The 19,630-nt window shown below is 72.3% G+C and carries 17 protein-coding genes; 5 read left to right on the top strand and 12 right to left on the bottom strand.

Features of this window, described 5'->3' with window-relative positions; all coding sequences use genetic code 11:
- The first annotated feature begins 93 nt into the window (after positions 1-93).
- The 3 genes from ACIQOU_RS07155 to ACIQOU_RS07145 all read left to right on the top strand — a co-directional run bounded on the left by ACIQOU_RS07155 (position 94) and on the right by ACIQOU_RS07145 (position 3,204).
- Entirely contained in the window at positions 94-1,452 is a 1,359-nt protein-coding gene (locus tag ACIQOU_RS07155; RefSeq protein ID WP_401534569.1) for a hemolysin family protein, read from the top strand.
- Complete coding sequence (locus tag ACIQOU_RS07150) at positions 1,449-2,468, top strand: hemolysin family protein (RefSeq protein ID WP_401534566.1); 1,020 nt, start codon at positions 1,449-1,451, stop codon at positions 2,466-2,468. Before ACIQOU_RS07155 ends, ACIQOU_RS07150 begins: the two co-directional genes overlap by 4 nt.
- Before the next feature lie 85 nt (positions 2,469-2,553).
- Positions 2,554-3,204, top strand: coding sequence for a hypothetical protein (locus ACIQOU_RS07145; RefSeq protein ID WP_401534564.1), 651 nt, complete (start codon positions 2,554-2,556; stop codon positions 3,202-3,204).
- Between the two features lie 15 nt (positions 3,205-3,219).
- Here the strand turns inward: ACIQOU_RS07145 and ACIQOU_RS07140 are convergent, their stop codons facing one another.
- A complete protein-coding gene (locus tag ACIQOU_RS07140; protein WP_401534563.1) occupies positions 3,220-3,435 on the bottom strand; it encodes a twin-arginine translocase TatA/TatE family subunit in 216 nt (71 codons plus the stop codon).
- A gap of 123 nt (positions 3,436-3,558) precedes the next feature.
- Positions 3,559-3,918: an ArsR/SmtB family transcription factor gene (locus ACIQOU_RS07135; protein WP_401534561.1), complete on the bottom strand. Its 360-nt coding sequence runs from the start codon at positions 3,916-3,918 to the stop codon at positions 3,559-3,561.
- A gap of 201 nt (positions 3,919-4,119) precedes the next feature.
- Between ACIQOU_RS07135 and ACIQOU_RS07130 the strand changes: the two genes are divergently transcribed.
- Entirely contained in the window at positions 4,120-5,451 is a 1,332-nt protein-coding gene (locus tag ACIQOU_RS07130) for an MFS transporter (RefSeq protein ID WP_401534559.1), read from the top strand.
- 14 nt (positions 5,452-5,465) lie between these two features.
- Here the strand turns inward: ACIQOU_RS07130 and ACIQOU_RS07125 are convergent, their stop codons facing one another.
- Both ACIQOU_RS07125 and ACIQOU_RS07120 read right to left on the bottom strand, forming a co-directional pair.
- On the bottom strand, positions 5,466-6,263 hold the full coding sequence (locus ACIQOU_RS07125; RefSeq protein WP_401534557.1) for an SAM-dependent methyltransferase: 798 nt from the start codon (positions 6,261-6,263) through the stop codon (positions 5,466-5,468).
- A 121-nt stretch (positions 6,264-6,384) separates the two neighbouring features.
- A complete protein-coding gene (locus ACIQOU_RS07120; protein ID WP_401534556.1) occupies positions 6,385-8,328 on the bottom strand; it encodes an RICIN domain-containing protein in 1,944 nt (647 codons plus the stop codon).
- Between the two features lie 242 nt (positions 8,329-8,570).
- Here ACIQOU_RS07120 and ACIQOU_RS07115 point away from each other — a divergent pair, with 242 nt between their 5' ends.
- The gene (locus ACIQOU_RS07115; RefSeq protein ID WP_401534555.1) at positions 8,571-9,608 is read left to right on the top strand and encodes a LacI family DNA-binding transcriptional regulator; all 1,038 of its coding nucleotides are present in this window, start codon (positions 8,571-8,573) and stop codon (positions 9,606-9,608) included.
- 175 nt (positions 9,609-9,783) lie between these two features.
- On the opposite strand, the gene ACIQOU_RS07110 is transcribed toward ACIQOU_RS07115, so the two are convergent.
- The 8 genes from ACIQOU_RS07110 to ACIQOU_RS07075 form a co-directional block, all read right to left on the bottom strand.
- Complete coding sequence (locus ACIQOU_RS07110) at positions 9,784-12,138, bottom strand: glycoside hydrolase family 3 N-terminal domain-containing protein (protein ID WP_401534553.1); 2,355 nt, start codon at positions 12,136-12,138, stop codon at positions 9,784-9,786.
- Positions 12,139-12,214: 76 nt separating this feature from the next.
- The gene (locus tag ACIQOU_RS07105) at positions 12,215-13,120 is read right to left on the bottom strand and encodes a carbohydrate ABC transporter permease (protein WP_401534551.1); all 906 of its coding nucleotides are present in this window, start codon (positions 13,118-13,120) and stop codon (positions 12,215-12,217) included.
- On the bottom strand, positions 13,117-13,968 hold the full coding sequence (locus ACIQOU_RS07100; protein WP_401534705.1) for a carbohydrate ABC transporter permease: 852 nt from the start codon (positions 13,966-13,968) through the stop codon (positions 13,117-13,119). The genes ACIQOU_RS07105 and ACIQOU_RS07100 overlap by 4 nt, the downstream gene beginning before the upstream one ends.
- Positions 13,969-14,021: 53 nt before the next feature.
- A complete protein-coding gene (locus ACIQOU_RS07095; RefSeq protein WP_401534549.1) occupies positions 14,022-15,347 on the bottom strand; it encodes an ABC transporter substrate-binding protein in 1,326 nt (441 codons plus the stop codon).
- Positions 15,348-15,598: 251 nt separating this feature from the next.
- On the bottom strand, positions 15,599-16,240 hold the full coding sequence (locus ACIQOU_RS07090; RefSeq protein ID WP_401534548.1) for a cutinase family protein: 642 nt from the start codon (positions 16,238-16,240) through the stop codon (positions 15,599-15,601).
- A gap of 70 nt (positions 16,241-16,310) precedes the next feature.
- Positions 16,311-17,591, bottom strand: a complete 1,281-nt coding sequence (locus ACIQOU_RS07085; RefSeq protein WP_401534546.1) for a PucR family transcriptional regulator — start codon at positions 17,589-17,591, stop codon at positions 16,311-16,313.
- A gap of 334 nt (positions 17,592-17,925) precedes the next feature.
- The gene (locus ACIQOU_RS07080) at positions 17,926-18,618 is read right to left on the bottom strand and encodes a M24 family metallopeptidase (RefSeq protein WP_401534545.1); all 693 of its coding nucleotides are present in this window, start codon (positions 18,616-18,618) and stop codon (positions 17,926-17,928) included.
- 64 nt (positions 18,619-18,682) lie between these two features.
- On the bottom strand, positions 18,683-19,618 hold the full coding sequence (locus ACIQOU_RS07075) for a RimK family alpha-L-glutamate ligase (protein WP_401534544.1): 936 nt from the start codon (positions 19,616-19,618) through the stop codon (positions 18,683-18,685).
- Positions 19,619-19,630: the final 12 nt, after the last annotated feature.

Genomic DNA, 19,630 nt, shown 5'->3' with positions numbered 1-19,630 from the left:
CAGACCGACGGACCCACCGGAATCCGAGGGGCACAGTCCCCGACCACCCCGTCACAGCGAGCGTGCGCGCGGCACCCGGCGGGGTGGTGTCCGATGAGTGCCGCGACCGCTCTGCTGGGCCTGCTGGCCGTGCTGGTCCTGACCGCAGGCACCGGCTACTTCGTCGCCCAGGAGTTCGCGTACGTCTCCGCCGACCGGCTGGCGCTGGCCCGGGAGGCCGAGGCGGGCGACCGGCGGGCGGCCCGCGCGCTGACGGTCCTCGAACGGCTGTCGTTCATGCTGTCCGGCGCCCAGCTGGGCATCACCGTGACCGGTCTGGTGGTCGGTTTCATCGCCGAGCCGTCCGTGTCGGCCCTGCTGGAACCGGCGCTGTCCGGTCTCGGGCTGCCCACCGGCGCGGTGAGCGCCACCTCGGTGGTGCTGGCCTTCGTGGGCGCCACCGTCGTCCAGATGGTGCTGGGCGAGCTGGCGCCGAAGAACCTCGCGATCGCGGCGCCGGAGCGGCTCGCCACGTCGCTGGCCGCGTCCACGCTGGCGTATCTCAAGGTCGTCGGGCCGCTGGTGCGGGTCTTCGACAGCGCCGCCGACCGGCTGCTGCGCCGGGTCGGCATCGAACCCGTCGAGGAACTGCACCACGGGGCCACGCTGGAGGAACTGGGCCATCTGATCGGCGCGTCCCACCGGCACGGTGAGCTGCCCGAGGACACCGCCGCGCTCCTCGACCACGCCCTGGAGTTCTCCGAACGCACCCTGGCCGAGGTGCTGGTGCCGCGCGCCGACGCCGTCTTCGTGCGCACGGACGCGAGCGCGACCGAGGCCGTCGAGCTGATCGCCCGGCACGGCCACTCCAACTACCCGGTGCTGGGCGACCATCCGGACGACGTGGCCGGGGTGGTCGGCGTGCGCGAGCTGATGCGGCTGCCCGCCGCCGCGCTCACCGGCTCCACCGCGGGCGACCTGGCCAGGCCGCCGCTGCTGCTCCCGGACACGCTGCCGTTGCCGGTGGCGGTGGAGCGGATGCGGGAACGGGACGACGAGTTCGCGGTCGTCCTCGACGAACACGGCGGGGTCGCCGGGATCGTCACCTACGAGGACATCGCGGAGGAGCTGGTCGGGGACATCGCCGACGAGTCCGACACGGTCACCGAACTCGCCGTCGCGGACGGCACCGGCTGGCTGGTGGACGCAGGACGGCGCCTGGACGAGGTGGCCGAGGCGACCGGCGTCGAGCTGCCCGAGGAGGACGACTTTGACACCGTCGCCGGTCTGATCGTGGACCGTCTCGGGCGCTTCCCCGCCGTCGGTGACCGGCTGACGGTCGACCTGCCCGGCGCGGGCCGCGCGGTGATCGACGTGCGGACCCTGGACCGGCATGTGCCCGAGCGGGTGCGGATCGAACGACTGGACACGGCCCGGACGACGGCGCACGAACCGGCTGAGGAGCAGGCATGAGTTTCCCGATGGCGCTCTTCGTCACCGTGCTGCTGCTGATCGGCAGCGGGTTCTTCGTGGCCGCCGAATTCGCGCTGGTCGCCGCCAAGCACCACCGGATGGAGAAGGCTGCCGCCGACGGCCGACGCGGCGCGCAGGCCGCGCTGGCCGGGATGCGCGAACTGTCCCTGATGCTCGCCGGTGCCCAACTCGGCATCACCATCTGCACCTTGGGCCTCGGCTCGGTCTCCAAACCGGCCATCTCGCACGAACTGGACCCGCTGCTGCACCGGTTGGGCCTGCCGAGCACGCTCAGCTACGCCGTCGCGTTCGCGGTGGCGATGGCCGTCGTGGTGTTCCTGCACATGGTGGTCGGCGAGATGGCCCCCAAGTCCTGGGCGATCGCGCACCCGGAGCGCTCCGCGATGCTGCTGTCCCCCGCCTTCCGGGCCGTGGTGCGGGTGGTGCGTCCGCTGATCTCGCTGCTGAACCGGGTCAGCAACGCCCTGGTGCGGCTGTGCCGGGTCACTCCGCGCGACGAGCTGGCCCCGGTCCACAACCGGGAGCAACTCACCCGTCTCGTCGCGGAGTCGGAGCGGCTCGGCCTGATCAGCGAGGTCGATTCCGAGCTGCTCACCCGCTCCCTGACCGAGCCGGACACACCGGTCGGTGACCTCACCGTGCCGACCGCGCGGATCACGTCGGTCGACGGCGGGGCGGACGTCGAAACGCTGCTGCGGGTGGCCGCCGACAGCGACCGCACCCGGCTGCTGGTGCGGGACGGCGAGGTGTTCGTCGGCTCGGTGCACGCCCGTGACGCCCTGGTCGCCCGGGCCCGGGGCCGGGCCGGTACCGCCCGCGACCTGGCCCGCCCGGTGCCCGAGGTGCGCTGCGACACCACGGTCACCGACGCGATCGACCTGCTGCGCGGGCGCCGTGCATCCCTCGCCGTGGTCCGCGACGACGAGGGCGCCGTCCTCGGCATGGTGACGCTGGACGACCTGCTGTCCCGGTTCCTCCAGCCGCAGTCGGCGTGACCGGCCGCCGGACACCGTCCCCGGAGGCGTTGGCAGGCGGATACGGTGTCCGGCGGAGCGAGTCGGCGGCGGCGGAAGCGGGGCCATGAGCGAGCAGGGCACGACCACGGGGACCGAGTTGGGCGAGCGGCGAGCCCCAACGCCGTTGAAGACGCCGTTGATCGGGGTGCGCAGGGCGGTCAACTCGCTGGTGTGGGCGGTGGGGCTGACCCTCGCGATGATCATCAGTACCGGGCTGGCCCAGTGGCTGGTGTGGCTCGGGGTCGTCCTGGTGCTGGCGACGGTGGCGGTCGCGGCCTGCCTCGTCGGCAGCGCCTGGAACCGGGCGGGGGCGGCGGCGCTGGCGTCGTTCTCCGGGTTCGCGCTGACGCTGTTCGCGGGGCCCGCGCTGTACGAGGTGTACATGAAGACGTTCGGGGACCCGGTGCCCGCCGTGGTCACCGAGGTGGGCGAACGGCGCAGCGGGCGCGACACCGACCTGTTCTGCTCGCTGCGTGAACTCACCGGCGCGCGCCGGGCGTACGAGGTCTCCCAGATGCAGAACTGTTTCGGACAGGCCGAGGTGGGCGACCGCGTCGTCATCCGCCAGGACCCGCTGGGCCTGCTGGAGCCCCGGCTGCCGGACAGCGCCGACCAGGAGGGCACCACCGACCTCACGGTCGGCATCAGCGCGGGCCTGGCCCTGCTGACCGCCGGGACCGTGTTCTACGGCGGTCAGCGACGCCGCAACGGCTAAGACCTGTCCGGCGGTTCAGGCGCGCGGGGCGGTCTCGTCCGGGCGGCCGACGACGGTGCCCTCGACGACCCTCGGCGTGCCGGGCGCGTCCTGCTCCTTGAGGGCCTTGGCCTCGCTCTTGAAGATCCGCGCCGCCTTGCCCGCCGAACGCGTCAGCTCGGGCAGCTTCTTGATGCCGATCACGACCGCGACGACGATCAGGATCACGGCCAGTTCACTCAAACCGAACATCAGGTCTGCTCTCTCCCAGGCGACACACGCCATCTACAGTGCTGTAGAAGTCTCTCCCGAAAGGCGACGGCACAACAAGCCCGCTGTTTCCAGCCGGACCCGCACAGGCCACCCGGCCCGCCCTCAGTCGTGCGGGGCCTGCCCGCTGACCCGGTGGTCGGCGTGGCTGAGGGCCTCCATCACCAGCCGCCGCAAGTGCCCGTCGCGCAGGCTGTAGTGGACGTGCCGCCCCTCGCGCCGGGTCTCCACCAGGCCCGCGAGCCGCAGCTTGGCGAGGTGCTGACTGACGGCGGTGCGGGAGGCGGCGCAGTGTTCGGCGAGCGTGCCGACGTCCGACTCGCCCTGGGCGAGCAGCCACAGCAGATGGAGCCGGGTGGCGTCCGAGAGCAGCGCGAAGACCCCGGTCGCCTCGGCCAGCCGCGCGCTGTCGGGGGCCCGCAGATGCGTATCGGGCGCAGGTGGCGAAGGGTCGCGTGGGGACATGGGGTCAGCCTAGGCGCTGCGCGGGCGGCGGGGAGCCGGGACCCCGGCCGACCGGGACGCCGTTGCCGCTGGTCACGCAGGGCGCCACCCGGCGCCTCATCGTCCGCCGGGAGGTGACCTGATCCTCATGTGCGCAGATGCGCACACGACTATTACACTGGTGGTCTGCCGTGTCCGCTCCGATCGTCAGGGAGCCGCCGCATGCTCGCCGTCCTGCGTGACCGTGTCTACCGCCGTCTCTTCACCGCCCAGGTGATCGCCCTGGTCGGTACGGGCCTGGCCACCGTGGCCCTCGGGCTCCTCGCGTACGACCTCGCGGGCGCCGACGCCGGTTCGGTGCTCGGCACCGCGCTCGCCGTGAAGATGGTGGCGTACGTCGGGATCGCCCCGCTCGTCGGCGCGGTCGCGGACCGGCTGCCGCGCCGGGCGCTGATGGTGGGCGCCGACCTCACCCGGGCCGGGGTGGCGTGCGTGCTGCCGTTCGTCGACCAGGTTTGGCAGGTGTATGTGCTGGTCTTCCTGCTCCAGTCGGCGTCGGCCGCGTTCACGCCGACGTTCCAGTCGGTGATCCCGGACGTGCTGCCCCAAGAGCGGGACTACACACGGGCGTTGTCGATGTCCCGGCTCGCCTACGACCTGGAGAGCCTCCTCTCCCCCGCGCTGGCCGCCGCCCTGCTCACCGTCATCGGCTACAGCTGGCTGTTCACCGGTACCGTCGTGGGCTTCCTCGGCTCGGCCGCGCTCGTGGTGTCGACGGCGCTCCCGAAGCGGGCCGCCGCCCCGACGCACCGGCCCGCGCGGGCGACGGCGGGGCTGCGGCTCTTCCTGAGCGTCCCGCCGCTGCGCGCGCTGCTCGCCCTGAACCTCGCGGTGGCCGCCGCGAGCGCCATGGTCACCGTCAACTCCGTCGTCTACGTGCGGGACGTGCTCGGTCTCTCGGCGAGCGTGGTGCCGCTGGCGCTCGGCGCGTACGGCGCCGGTTCGATGGTCGTCGCGCTGGCCCTGCCCCGGCTCCTCGACCGGGGTGCGGACCGGCCGGTGATGCTGCGCGGGGCCCTCCTCATGACGGTGGTGTTCGCCGGGCTCGGGGTCATCACGGCGTCGGGGAACGGGAGTTGGCGGCTGGTGGCGCTGCTGGTGCTGTGGGCGGCGTTCGGTGCCGCGTGCTCGGCGGTGCTCACCCCGGCCGGGCGGCTGGTGCGCAGGTCGGCGCCGGCCGGGGAGCGGACGGCGGCGTTCGCCGCGCAGTTCTCGCTCTCGCACGGCTGCTGGCTGCTGACGTATCCGCTGGCGGGCTGGCTGGGCGCGGAGGCCGGGCTGCTCACGGCGGTGGTGGTCCTGGGCGCCCTCGCGCTGGCCGCCTCGCTGCTCGCGGTACGGCTGTGGCGGGTGCCGTCGGCGGCCGTCGAGCACGAGCACCACGACCTGCACGCCGGGCACCCGCATCTCGCCAACGCCGTTGCGGTGCGGGCGGGTTGGCGGCACCGGCACGGCTACGCGGCGGACGGCCTGCACCCGCTGACGTCGGCGTAGCCGGGCCTCACGGGTCAGGCGTTCTTGCGGGCCACGCCGCCGTAGAAGCCGATCTCGTGGGAACGGGGCGGGGGTTGGCTGTCGGGGCGCCAGAACGGCGCCTGCGCCAGGCCGGGTTCGAGAAGGTCGAAGCCGTCGAAGAACCCCTCGACGGCGGCGCGGGGGCGCAGGGTGAGACTGGCGCTGGCCTTGCTGTAGACGGCCTGCGCGGCGGTGCGGTCGGCGAAGTCGCCGGTGGCGTGCGTCAGGACGAGGTAGCTGCCGTCGGGCAGGGCGTCGCGCAGGGTGGCGATGATGCCGGCCGGGTCGTCCTCGTCGGTGAGGAAATGGACGACGGCGACGAGGAGCACGGCGACCGGTCGGCCGAAGTCGATGACGGCGCGGACGTCCGGGTGGTCCAGGATCGCGCGCGGGTCGCGCAGGTCGCCGAGGATGATGCTGGTGGCGCCGGAGCGGCTGAGCAGGGCGTCGGCGTGGGCGTTGACGATCGGGTCGTTGTCGACGTACGCGACGCGCACGTCCGGGGCGACCTCGTGCGCGGTCTCGTGGACGTTGGGCGTGGTGGGCAGCCCGGTGCCGATGTCGAGGATCTGGCGGACGCCGCTGTCGACGACGAACCGGACGGCGCGGCGCATGAAGTCGCGGTTGGCGCGGACGCCGATGCGGACCTCGGGGGCCGCTGCCGCGAGGGCGTCGGCGGCGCGGCGGTCCACGTCGTAGTTGTCCTTGCCGCCCAGCAGATAGTCGTAGATCCGCGCGGGGTGCGGCTTGCTGGTGTCGATCGCGTCGGCACTGCCGCCGTCCTGTGGCACCCTGTGCTCCTCTCGCCCTGTTCGGCTGCGGACAGCTTGCCACACCAATTCCGGCCCGGATGACCGCAGTTGCGGGCGGCGAGCGGCGCCACCAACCCCAACTGCGGCCGGACGGCGGGGGCTAGCTGCTCCAGGTCTGGGTGGCGTTGCCCAGGGGCGTCCACAGCTGGACCCGGGAGCCGTTTGCGGTGCCCCAGGACGTGACGTCGAGGACCAGGCCGTTCGAGCGGTTGGCGATCGTGCCCTTCAGGGTGAAGGGGGCGGCGGTGGGCAGGGGGTCCTGGAGGGGCTGCCACTCCTGGGAGCCGTCGGTGGTGGAGGCGGCCACGGTGACCGGGCCTCCCGCGCTCGCGCCGGTGAGGTAGAGGGCGGTGTTCTTGACGGAACGGAGCCGGTAGTAGCCGTCGGTGGTGGCGACGAGCGTCCACTTCTTGTCGTCGGCGCCGTCGTCGACCCATTGCGCCACGCGCTGTCCTGCCGTCGCGGCGCCGGTCCAGACGGCGACCGCCCGGCCTCCTGCCTTGTTGAGGAGGGTCACGTCGGAGCCCTTGGCGGTGAGGTGCCAGCGCTGGGTGGCGGCGCCCGCGTCGGCCGCGTTCAGGACGAGGTCGGGGGTGTCCCCGGTGAAGACGGCGTCCTGCGTCTTGCCGGATTCGGGGGCGAGCACCTGCCCGGTGCGGCGGTTGACCAGGCGGTAGTAGGCGCCGTCGGAGTTGCCGAGGTCGACCTCGGCGTAGGTCACGGGGCCGACGGCGGTACCGCTCCAGGAGGCCTGGAGGATGAGGACGCGGCCGGTGCCGTCGACGTACTGGAGGGTGCGGCTGTATCCGGCGGCGATCGGGGTCTTGTACTGCTTCCAGGTCCCGGTGCTCAGGCCGGAGGCGTTGACCCAGACGTCGCCGCTGCCGGCCGCGTTGTAGACGAGGCGCCCGTCGGGCAGCGCGAGCAGCACCGGACTGCCGCCGGTGGCAAGGGAGTTGGCGCCCGAGGGCACCGGCAGCGAACTGATCGGGGCGTCCGTGCCCGAGAAGAACGACAGCGGGTCGTCGGCGATCCGGTAGCGGACGTTGCTGCCGCCGCCCCAATACTCGTACGTCATCAGCCACTTGCCGTCGGTGGTGGGGACGACGGTCGTCATGCCGGGCCGGCCGCCGCCGATCTCGGTGCGGCCGCCCACGCTCACCGTGCTGCCGGGGACGTCGACGACCGGGTCGCTCCACGCGGCGGAGGTGCCGTTCCAGGTGCGGTGCAGGAGGACCTGGCCGCCGGAGTCGGTCGCGGTGTCGTTGTCGGCGGCGAGGGTCGGCCTGCCGGTGCCGGTGTCGTAGCCGGTGTAGTCGTTCTCGTCGGAGTAGTAGGCGATCAACTGGCCGTCGTGCGCGAGCAGATGGGGTTCCCAGACGGGGTCGAGCTGGGCGTGGGTGTTGGCGGTGGCGACCCGGCCGGGGCTGCCCGCGCTGCCGCCCTGCCAGCCACCGGCGGCGATGATGTTCTCGAACGTCCAGGTCGCCCCGTCGTCCCCGCTCGCGTACAACGCCAGGGCGACGTTGGCGCGGTCGCCGTCACTGGTCGGTCTCCAGGCGGAGTTGGCCGCCTTCTGCTCCTGGTAGTAGGCGTCGTCACCGGAGACGACACTCGCGAGCAGCAGCGTCCCGGCGCTCAACTGCCCTACGGCGTGCGGGAGTACGTACAGATACGGGTTGGTCCAGTTGCTGGTGTACTTCGCGTACCGGGAGTCGGTGGAGAGGGCGGCGGGCGCCTTGACGTCCGTGAGCTTGGCCCAGGTCGTGCCGGAGTCGTCGCTCTTGTAGATCGGCAGGGTCTGGCCCACCGGGGCGCTCTGACTGTTCTCGAACGTCGCCACCAGCCGTCCGTCGGGCAGTTGGGCGGACTTCGGGTAGAGCACGCAGGGGCTCTTGTTGCAGTCGGCGGTGTGGTCGGCGACATACAGATTCGCCGGGCTGGGCTGATAGGCGGCGGCACTCTGCGCGGTGACGGCGCCGAATATCACGGCCATTCCCAGGGCGGCCGCCGAGGCGAGCGCCTTCCGTACCAGTTCTTTCATCAATGGGGGAACCCTTTCGCGGCTCACCGCTCGGGGAGGGGGAATTCCACTGAATGCGCCCGGGCGGGATGGGGGCAGTATGGGGACGCCGTCGTGCGATGTCATCGGCCGGTTCCCGAAAGTGTTTCGCGGTCCGGGCGTGCCCGAATATTGACGTGGAGAAAGGCGGTGCAGCGCTCTTGCCTTTTCTCACCCGGCCCCGCTATTTTGCGGCTCGGCTCCAGGAACGGAACGGGTATCCGGTGACAGGTCGCGGAAAGGAAAGGCAGGAGGCGCAGTACGGTCTCCTGACGAACATCGCCGAGGAGGCCGGGGTCTCGCTGAGCACGGTGTCCAAGGTGGTGCACCGGCGCCGGGACGTCGGCGCGGCGACCCGGTCCCGGGTGGAGGAGCTGCTCGCCCGGCACGGATATCTGCGCCCGTGGGAGCCGAGCCCGGCGGCGCCCCGGCAGTTGATCGCCGTCTTCCGTGACCTGTCCGGCCCCTACACCCTGGAGGTCGCGCGCGGAATCGTCGACGCGGCCGGGGAGTTGGGGATCGACGTGGTCGTCGGGACCACCAACCGGCGTTCGATCTCCGGGTGGTTGGAGGAGAGCGTCGCGTTGGGCGCCGCCGGTCTGGTGATCGTGATCTCGATGCTCGCGGGCGACGACCAGCGGCGGATCGTCGAACAGCGGCTGCCGGTGGTGCTGATCGACCCGCTCAGCGCGCCGACCGAGGACATCCCCAGCATCGGCGTCACCAACTGGAGCGGCGCCCGCGAGGCCGTCCACCATCTGCTGGGGCTCGGCCACACCCGCATCGGCATGGTCGCGGGCCGCTCGCACTCGCTGGCCGGGGCGGCGCGGCTGCACGGGTACCGGGCCGCGCTGGAGGAGGCCGGGCTCGGCTACGATCCGGCGATCGTCCGCTCGACGGACTTCGACTACGCCGAGTCGCTCGCCGCGAGCCTCCAGATCCTGCGCGACCCGGCACCGCCGACGGCCGTCTTCGCGGCCAGCGACGCCCAGGCCCTCGGCGTCCTGGAGGCCGCCCGGCAACAGGAGTTGCGGGTCCCGGACGACCTCGCGGTCATGTCCTTCGACGACACCCTGGTCGCCGCCATGGCCTGCCCACCCCTGAGCGCGGTCCGCCAACCCTTCGAACAACTCGGCCGGGAAGCGACCCGTGTCCTCCTCGACCTCTCCGAGGGCCGCCCACCCGCGTCCCCCCGCATCGAACTGGCCACGGAACTGGTGCTGCGCACGTCCTCGGGGGTGCGGCGGGGAGGGAATGAGTGAACGGGGGGCGTGGTCAGGCTGGTTGGGGGCGAACGGCGGCCGCCCGTGGCGCCGGTGCGGCTTCGGCCAAGGTCCGCCGCCGTGCTGGGGGCGCCTCAACGGGGGCCAGCGCGGCAGCGCCGTCGCGTGGACGAGGGGCCTCCCAGCGTCGACGTTGGGTGAACTGGCCTGTTGGTCAGGGCCGTTCGATGCTGACCTGGACCGTGTGGTGCCGTAGGGATGTGGCGTCTCTCTCCTCGCCGGTGAGGTGGATCGTGGTCCGGGCCGGGGTGTTCAGGCTGGAGGGGCCTGCGTGGAGGTGGATCTCGCCGGGTTCGACGATCCGGCGTCCCGACAGGCCGGTGAAGGCGAGGCGGTCGGTGTGGACGTGGAAGACGGCCGTGGCCTCCTCGCCGGGTTCCAGGGCGACCTTGGCGAAGCCCAGCAGTTGGCGCACGGGCCGGGTGACGTGGGCGACCGGGTCCACGGCGTACAGCTGAACCGTCTCGGCGCCGGGCACCCGGCCGGTGTTGCGCACCCGGACACGGGCCGTGAACTCGCCGTCGGTGGGCACCTGTTCGGCGTCGACGGTCAACCCGTCCGTCTCGAACGTCGTGTAGGAGAGACCGTGCCCGAAGGGGAAGGCGGGGGTCGGGTCGAGGTTGGACAGGAAGCTCTGCCGGTCGGCGAGCGGCGGGTGGAGGTAGGTGTAGGGCTGGCCGCCCGGAGTGGTGGGGATCTGGACGGGCAGCTTCCCACTGAAGTTGGCGGCACCGGCGAGGAGTTGGGCCACCGCGCGGCCGCCTTCCTCGCCGGGCAGGAAGACCTGGACCATCGCCGCCGCAGCCGACGCGAACCGGCCGACCGCGTAGGGCCGGCCACTGCTGACCACCAGCACCACCGGCCGCCCCGCGTCGAGCACCGCCGTCACCAACTCCTCCTGCACGCCGGGCAGTCGGAGATCCTCCACGTCGCAGCCCTCACCCGAGGTGCCGATGCCGAACATGCCGGGCCGGTCACCGACCACGAGAACCGTGAGGTCGGCGGACACGCCGGCCGCGACGGCGGCGGGGATGCCGGAGCGGTCCTGCTCGCGGATGGTGCAGCCCTGCACGAACTCCCACTCCACGCACGGGAGTTCCTCGGCGAGGGCGGTGCGCAGGGAGACCGCCTCGACGCCGTCGCCGAGGTCGTCGCGGTCGGCGAGGACATGGTTGGGGAAGCTGTAGCAGCCGAACATCGTACGGACGTCGTCGGCGCACGGCCCGATCAGCGCGATCCTGCCGCCCGCCGGGAGCGGCAGGGTGCCGTCGTTCGACAGCAGGACGGCGGCGGAGCGGGCCACGGCGTGCGCGAGCTTGCGGCTCGCCGGTTTGTCGAGGTCGAGTGCACCGGCGTGCAGGCCGGCCGGGCGTGGGTCGAAGTCGGCGTCGAGCAGGCCGAGTTCGGCCTTCTGGCGCAGGACCCGGCAGACCGCGCGGTCGACCAGGCTCTCCGCCACCCGGCCCGCCCGTACCGCCTCCACGAGGGCGGGTCCAAAGCCGCGCTGGTCGGGGAGTTCGACGTCGAGCCCGGCGCTCAGGGCCAGCGCCCCGGCGTCGGACAGGTCGGCGGCCACCCGGTGCGAGTCGACCAGGAACGGCAGCGACCAGTAGTCGGAGACGACCGTGCCCTCGAAGCCCCACGCGTCGCGCAGCACCTCGGTCAGCAGCCAGCGGCTCGCGGCGGGGGCCTCGCCGTCGATCTCCGCGTAGGAGTTCATGACGGACCGCACCCCGGCGGCGACCAGGCGTTCGAACGGCGGCAGGATGACGTCGAAGAGTTCACGGCGGCCCGCGTGCACGGGGGCGTGGTTGCGGCCCCCCATCGAGGCCGAGTACCCGGCGAAGTGCTTGAGCGTGGCGTACACGCCCGCGCCCTGGAGTCCGCCGACGTAGGCCTCCGCGATCTCGCCGACCAGGTGCGGGTCCTCGCCGTAGGTCTCCTCGCAGCGCCCCCAACGGTAGTCGCGGACGACGTCGACGACCGGGGCGAGGGCCTGGTGGACGCCGGCCTCGGCCATGTCGGCGCCGATGGCCGCGCCGACCTGCCGGATCAGTGCGGGGTCGAAGGTGGCGGCCATCGCCAGTGACGTGGGGTAGATCGTCGCGCCGTACGCGGTGAAGCCGGTGAGGCACTCGTCGTGGGCCATCGCCGGGATGCCGTGTCTGCTCTGGCCGATGATCTGGCGCTGGCGGCGGGCCAGGTGCTCGGCGTGTTCCAGCGCGGGGCGGGGCAACGTGCCGTACGGGCGGGTGAGTTGGCCCAGTCCGTGGGCGGCGGTGGCGGTGAGGGGGCCGACCGGCTCGAAGACGCTGGTGCCGGGGGCGACTTCGGGGCCTGCGGGTTCGACGTCCTCCCAGGCGCTGGTGAGTTGGGCGACCTTCTCTTCGAGGGTGAGGCGGGTGAGCAGGAGTGCTGCGCGGGCGTTCGCGGTGAGGGTGGGGTTGGTCCAGGGGCGGTCGCCCTCCGGGTGGGTGGGGTCGCCTGCGGTGGGCAGGGTGGTCGTCATGCGCGGCTCCTTCGGAGGGGCGGGGTGGGTGAGCGGTCAGGGGGTGACGGTCTGCGGGGGCCGCCGCCCCCACGCCTCACTTGGAGAACCCCGCCGTCAGCCCCGCGACCAACTGCCTCCGCGCCAGGATGAAAAGGGCCAGCATCGGGAGGGTCGAGAGGACGACCGCGGCCATCGTCGCGGGGACGTTGATGCCGTACTCGCCTCGGTAGAGGGTGAGGGCGAGGGGCAGGACCGCCTTGTCGGCGCTCTGGGTGAGGATCAGGGGGAAGAGGAAACCGTTCCAGACCTGGAGGCCGTCGTAGACGGCGACGGTCATGAGGGCGGGGCGGGCCAGGGGTGCGGCGAGGGAGAGCAGGAGGCGCCAGTCTCCGGCGCCGTCGACGATCATCGCCTCGAAGAGCGAGCGGGGTACGTCGCGCAGGAAGCTCACCAGGATCATCACGGTGATCGGGAGGGCGAACGCCGCCGAGGGGAGGACGATGGCCGCCAGGCTGTCGTACAGGTGCAGGCGGATGATCAGCAGGTAGACCGGGATGATCACCGCTTGGAGGGGGATGGCCAGGCCCAACAGGTAGACGCGGAAGGTCAGTTGGGACAAGCGCGTGCGGTGGCGGACGATCGTGAACGCCGCCGTCAGCGCGGCTGTCACCGTGAGCGCGACCGTGGTCACCGTGACCAGCACGCTGTTGAGGAGGTACGTGGTGAAGTCACCGGCCAGGACGGTGCGGTAGTTGTCCAGGGTCGGGTGGGTGGGCAGCGCCAGCGGGTCGCCGGTGGTGAAGTCGGCGCGGGCGCGCAGGCTGGTCACGACGAGCCAGTAGACGGGGACGATGACGATCGCCGTCCACAGGAGCGCGGCGGCGCCGGTGGCCGTCCGGCGGGCGGCGCCGGTCGTGGTGCGTCGTCGGGGGTGGGGCGAGGGCGCGGTCGGGGACGTTTTCCCTTGGGGGGTACGGGACGTGGGCGCGGTGATGGTCACATGCCCTCCTGTTGGCTGTCCATCCGGCTGAAGCCGGACAGGCGGGTGGTCAGGAGCGACAGGCCGAGCCCGGTGGCCACCAGGAGGGTGGCGACGGCGCTGGCGCGGCCCATGTCGTGGGCCTGGAACCCGGTGAGGTACATGGCGAGGGGCAGGACCCGGGTCGAGGTGCCGGGGCCGCCCGTGCCGCCGGACAGGACGAAGATCAGGTCGAAGTAGGTGAGGGAGCCGACCAGCATCAGCGTGCCGGAGGTGACCATCGTGTACTTCAGCTGCGGCAGCGTGACGTGCAGGAACCGGCTGGCCGGGCCCGCGCCGTCCAGGGCCGCGGCCTCGTACAGGGCGGTGGGGATCTGGCGGATGCCGGCCTGGTAGAGCAGGGCGTGGAACGGCACGAACTGCCAGGCGATGACGGCGATCACGGTGGAGAGGGCGAGGTCGGGCGAGCCGAGCAGCGGTCGGGCCAGCCAGTGCAGTCCCGGGGTGGCGCCGATGCCGAAGGAGGGGTCGAGGAGCGCCTGCCAGGTGAGGCCGATCGCCACGGCGGACAGCAGCAGCGGCAGGAAGTACAGCACCGCCAGCAGGGCGCGGAGCCTGCCCCGGGGTGCCTGGAAGAGGCCGAGGGCGAGCGCGAGGGGCGTCTCCACCAGCCAGCTGACGGCCATCACCTTGAGGGTCAGGCCGAACGCCTGCCAGGTGGCGGCGTCGGTGAGCACCCCGGTCCAGTTGGCGAGTCCGGCCCAGCCGAGGGAGCCGAGGCCGTCCCAGTGGGTGAGGCTGAGGGCGACCACGCCGACCAGCGGGACGAGCCCGAACAGGCCGAAGAGGATCAGCGCCGGTGCGGCCATCAGGAGCCCGGCGGGACCGCGCCGGGTGCGGCTGGCGGAAGGAAGGGTCGCCGTCACGGCGTCGCCTTGCTCAGGGTGACGCCGAACGCGCTGGGCGAGATCTCGCGCAGGAACGACTTGTCGGTGGCGGTCAGCAACGCGTCCGACTGCTCGGACGGCAGCGCCTGGTCCCAGGAGAGCTGGAAGCCGGGGGCGTCGCGCACCAGGTCGTAGACGAAGGTCAGCCACTTCTTGTCGGACGCCGAACTCACCTTCGCCAGGCGGGAGTCGAGGTCCTTGACCGGTGGCACGCTGCCGCTCTTGAGGTAGGCGGCGATCTGGTCGTCGTTCATGACGTAGTCGTTGAGGTAGGTCAGCGCGGCCGTGCGGTTCTTCGTCGCGGCGTTCAGGGAGAGGAAGTTGGACGGGTTGCCGGTGATGCCGCGGGGGTCTCCGGAGCCGTCGGGCAGGGACGGGAAGGCGGTGTAGCCGAGGTCGCCGCTCTTCAGGAAGTCGGGTGCGGCCTTGGCGATGTTGGCGTACTCCCAGGTGCCCATCAGCTCCATGGCGGCTTTGCCGGTGTAGAGCAGGGCGGTGGAGGAGCCCTGGTCGTAGGCGACGGAGGACGCGCCTGTCCCGAACGCCCCTGCTTTGGCGAGGCCTTGGAGATCCTGGTTGGCCTCGGTGACGGCGGGGTCGCGCCAGGCCGAGGCGTCACCGGCGGCGATCTTCTTGAACACCCCGGACCCGCCGATCCGGTCGAGCAGATATTGCAGGTATTGCAAGGTGGGCCACTTGGAGTTGGCGGCGAGGGAGAGCGGCGTCACGCCCTTCGCCTTGAGCTTCGCGACGGCGGTCAGGAGGTCGGCGTAGGTCCCCGGCGGCTGGAGGCCCGCGTCGGCCAGTACCCGCTTGTTGTAGTAAAGGACCACGGGGGCAAGGCCGTTGACGGGGACGCCGTAGACCTTGTCGGCGAAGGTGGCGGTGTCCATGACGCTCGGCAGGAAGCGGTCCGTCTGCACCTCGGAGGCGCTCAGCGGGGCGGCCTTGCCCGCCTTGACGTAGTCGTCGAGGGCGCCGCCGCCCCAGTTGAAGAAGAGGTCGGGGGCCTGCCCCGCGCCGAAGGCGACCCGCAGTTTCTGCTTGTAGTCGTCGTTGGCGAACACCCGCAGGGTGATCTTGGCCTCCGGGTGGTCCTTGTTGTAGGCGTCGACCGAACGCGTCAGGATCGGCTGGTCGTTGAGCGCCCACAGGGTGAGCCCCTGGGCCGACGTCGTCGCGGACGGCCCCGCCGTCCCGCACGCCGCGAGCCCCGCCACGGCGGCCAGCGTGAGCGCGGACGCGATGGCGCGGCGCCCTCGGGGACCTCCGGGATGTGTGACGGACGGGATGGCCCGCATGGAGCACCTCTCTTCTGTCGGCATGCCCTCGGCATTGGCGGACGGCCGCGCCCGGAAAGGGATCACGAAAGACTTTCGGGTGGAGTGCCGAGGCCGGTCCGTCTGCTGGCCGGGACACTGACACGGGATTCACGTCCACGACAAGGAAAGGAAATTCCTCGGTTACGAAAGACTTTCGCGCCCGGCCCCCGGTGACCGTATGCCGGAGGGGGCCGGGAGATCGCCCCGGCCCCCTCGTCGTGTGCGTCGGCTCAGACCCTGCCGGCGGCGAAGGTGGCCGCCTGATCGGCGTCGGTGGTGTAGCCGAGGTGGGCGAGGGTGTCGGTGCCGCCCTTCTCGCAGACGGGGTCGCCGGTGGCGCAGAGGTCGAGGGTGCGGCTCTGGTAGATGCCGGTGACGCTTCTGCCGATCGCCCGGATCGGGTTGCCGAACAGCAGGACGGCGGCGACCTTCGGCTCCACGGCGGCCGGGAGGGTCGCGACGATACGGCTGCCGACGACCGCGCCCTCGCTGCTGATACCGAGGGAATTGTCGACGACGTTGGCGCCCTGCGAATAGCCCACCAGAATGAACCGTTGGTTCGGGCAGGCGGCCGACTGCGAGGTCACGTGGTCGACGAGTTCCGCGTTCCCGCGCGCGGCCGAGGTGAGGGAGAGGTCGGCGGGATAGTCGACCCGGTGACTCGACAGGGATTTTCCGGTGATTTTCCGCTGGAGCGCCGCGTACACCGGGTCTCCGACGATCGTGCCGAGGGTGCCCGGCTCGAAGGTGCCGCGAGCGGCGACGACATCGAGATCCGCGCAGGCGGCGGCGGTCGCGGTGGGTGCCGTGAGACTGGTCAGGCCCGCCCCCGCCACCAGCGAGAGGGCGGCCAGACACCATCGAATACGCATGGGGAATTCCTTCGGGTGAGGGCGCTCTCAGCGCCTCGGTGGGGACATTCCCGAAGGTATTCGCGGGCGCTCATTCCTTGTTATGCACGGGATGATCGAAACGCGGTGAGTTTTTGTCCACGGGTGAGGATTCCGATGCGCACCAAGGGATTCGGGTGCGCAGTGCGAGCAGGAGATCGAGGCGGGTCGTGGTGTCGCGCAGGCCCGGCCCGAACAATTTCTCCAGCTGCCGCATCCGGTAGCGGACCGTCTGCGGGTGCACATGCAGACGGGCGGCGACGTCGGGGACGTTGCTGCCGCTGAGGAGCCACTCCAGGAGGGTTTCGGCGAGCCGGGCGCGCGGGCCCTCGGCGACCGTGTCCAGGGGGGCGAGGACGCGGGCGGCGAGGTGGGCGTGGAGCGGCTCGTCGCCGTACAGGAGGAGGGTCGAGAGGTGGTCGGCGCAGCGCACCACGCCCTGGCGGGGCAGGATGCCCCGGCCCATCAGGCCGAGCGCGCGGCTCGCCCAGTGCAGGGAGCGGGCGGCGTCGGTGAGCGGGACGGTCGGGCCGACGGCGGCGGGGCGGCCGCGCAGGGCGGCGCCGAGGGCCCGGCAGCCGATCCGGCCGGTGCCGTCGGGGTCGGGCAGCAGCATGCGCGGCGGCCGGGCCGCGAGATCGACGAGCGCTCCGGTGCCGGGCGGCGGCCGGTCGTCCTCGCCGTGCCGTGAGGTGGCCACGAACACGACGACGGCGGCCTGTTCCGGTACCGTCCAGCGCGCGCTGTGCGCGAGGTCGCGGACCGTCTCCGGCGGCACCGGGCCCTCACCGAGCAGCAGACGCAGCAGTCGGCGTCGGCGTCTGTCCCCCTCGTCCGTGGACCGGAGCCGGGCCTCGGCGTACCCGGCCGTGGCGGCCTCGGCCACCTCGTGCACGGTACGGAAGGCGAGTTCACCGAGGGCGGTGACCGTGCCGCTGTCCAGGCCGAGTTCCTCAGCCGTGCGGCCCATCGCCCGCCAGGCCTCCAACCCGCCGATGCGCAGGGCGGATTGGAGGGCGTCGAGGCCGCGCCCCTCCAGGGCCTCACCGCGCCCGAGTTCGCGGTAGGTCGCCGTGATGGTGTCGCCCTGCCCGGCCGCGTCGGCGAGTTGGTCCACGAACAGGGTCAGGGCGAGAACGACGCCCTCGCGGAGGTTCTTGCGGTAGGCGTCGTCGGCCGGGCGCGCGTACTCGGGCACCTGTCGGCGCACCTCCGCCTCGACCGTGTCGGCGACGGTGTCCAGCCGCGCGCGCAACAGTCGGACCAGGTCCGGCGGGACCAGTGGGGCCGTGGGGAGGTCGTCCGGTGTGCCGGGCGGCGGGGGGATCGTCACGGACACTCCTTTCACCCGGAGGTGGGCTCGTCCGTGGATTGCCTCTCCTGGTACGAGAGTTGTCCGGCGGTGGGACGGCCGGGCCCCGGCTTCCGTTCCGTGCCCCCCGGGGCGTCGGCCTCACCCGCGCCCGGCGCCGGGCGAGCCCCGCACGACGCTCGGCGGCGCCGTCCGGGGCCCTGGGGCGTGTTGCCGTCGCCTCTGTCGCCACCGCCACCTCCGAGGGGGTCTCGAATATGGCAGCGGGTGGCGGCGCTGCCGAGTGGTTCGCCTTTACCTGTGCGGGAGTTGAGTGCCCGGCGCCGGGGCTTCGTCGGCGGATGACAACGGCGGCTCAGCCGAGGGTGAGCAGTTCCTCGTGGAAGCCGCCGAACCCGTGCTCGCGGTCGATGAGATGGACCTCCAGAATCCAGTGGCAGACGCGTCCGGCCCGGTCCGTGCGGCGCATCGGGGTGTCGTTGGCGGGGGTGATGTACGACTCGACGTCGGCGCCGTCGATCTTCTCGTGCGGGAACTCGCCGACCAGGTGGCCCGCGTGCCAGCCGCCCAGTTCCCAGCCGGCGTCGGCGGCGAGGCGGGCGACCTCGGTGTGCAGGGCGGCGCCGGTGATCCCGGGGTCGGCCTCGAAGTGTCGTTTCCCCGCCGCGAACACCACGGCGAGGTCGTCCCGCAGCCGTCGTTTCACGGGGTCGTCGCCGAGGACGAAGGTGCGGCCGAAGTCGGCCTCGTACTCCTCGAAGATCGGCCCGAAATCGGCGAAGACGATGTCGTCGGCGCCGATCAGCCGGTCCGGCGGGTTCTCCTTGTAGGGCATGAGGGTGTGCGGGCCCGAGCGCACGATCCGCCGGTGCCAGTGGCGGGTGGTGCCGAACAGTTCGTTCGCGAGGTCCCGCACCCGGTCGCTGACCGCGCGCTCGCCCTCCCCCGGCGCGACCAGGCCACGCGTCTCGATCTCCGCGAAGAGCCGCTCGGCCTTCGCCTGTGCGTCCAGCAGCCGCGCCGCGCGCGTGAGTTCGTCATCGGCCATGGCAGCGACGGTAGTTGTCTGGATCATCGCGGGCAACGTCCACGGCCGCCGTCCCCGCGCCGCCTCAACTCGCCTGGGGCCGCCACGCTTTCAGGCGGCGGTCGATGCAGTCCTCGATGGCCGGGATCACCGCCGTCATCTGCGGGCGCCAGCCGGGGACGGCGTTGACCTCGCAGACGGTGAACGTGTCCTCGGAGGTGAACAGGAGGTCCACCCCGGCGATGGCGAGCCCCACGGCGCGGGCGGCCCGCACGGCCAGCTCCTCCGCCTGCGGATAGCGGCCAGGACACAGGGTGGCGACGCCGCCGCGCCCGATGTTGGAGGCGAGGCCGTCGCCCCGGGCGGTGTGCACGGCGGCGGCCACCGGCTCGCCGTCGACCACGATCAGCCGCAGGTCACGGCCGTGCGAGGGGGCCACGTACTCCTGGAAGAGCTGCGGCGTCTCCCGCGCCAGCGCGCCCACCACCCCGTGCAGCACCTGCCGGTCGGGGGCGAGGAACACCTCCTTGCCCTTGTATCCGCAGGTCGGTTTGACCACGCACGGGGTGTCGAGGTGCGGGGTGCGGACGACGCCTTCGACGGGGGCGGTCGCGGAGGAGAGGGTGCCGGGCACGGGCAGTTCGGCCAGCGCCAGTTCCTGGAGCTGCCAGAGCTTGTTGCGGCACACGAGGTGCGCGTCCAGCGGGTTGAGGAGGGTGGCTCCCATGCGTTCCAGCTGGCGCAGGAGGGTCACCTCGCGGTCGTGGCGCATCGAGCTGGGGATCTGGCGCACACACACCACCTTCGGGGCGGGAACGTCCATGCCGCCCAGGGTGCGCAGGATCAACCGCCCTTCCTGGACGCCGAAGACGAACTCGTCGGTGTGCCAGACGGCGAACCGCGGCCCGTGGCGCGCCGCGAGCGCCTCGGCCAGCGCGCGGGTCGACGCCTGCAACGGAAGCGGCCGCTCCCGCACGAGCATCCAGATGTCGGCCGGTGGCACGGACCCCGTGTGCGTCATATGTACCTTCCT

This window comes from Streptomyces sp. NPDC091279, assembly GCF_044757465.1.
Classification (GTDB): Bacteria; Actinomycetota; Actinomycetes; order Streptomycetales; family Streptomycetaceae; genus Streptomyces.
This window is presented reverse-complemented; position numbering and strand designations above follow the sequence as displayed.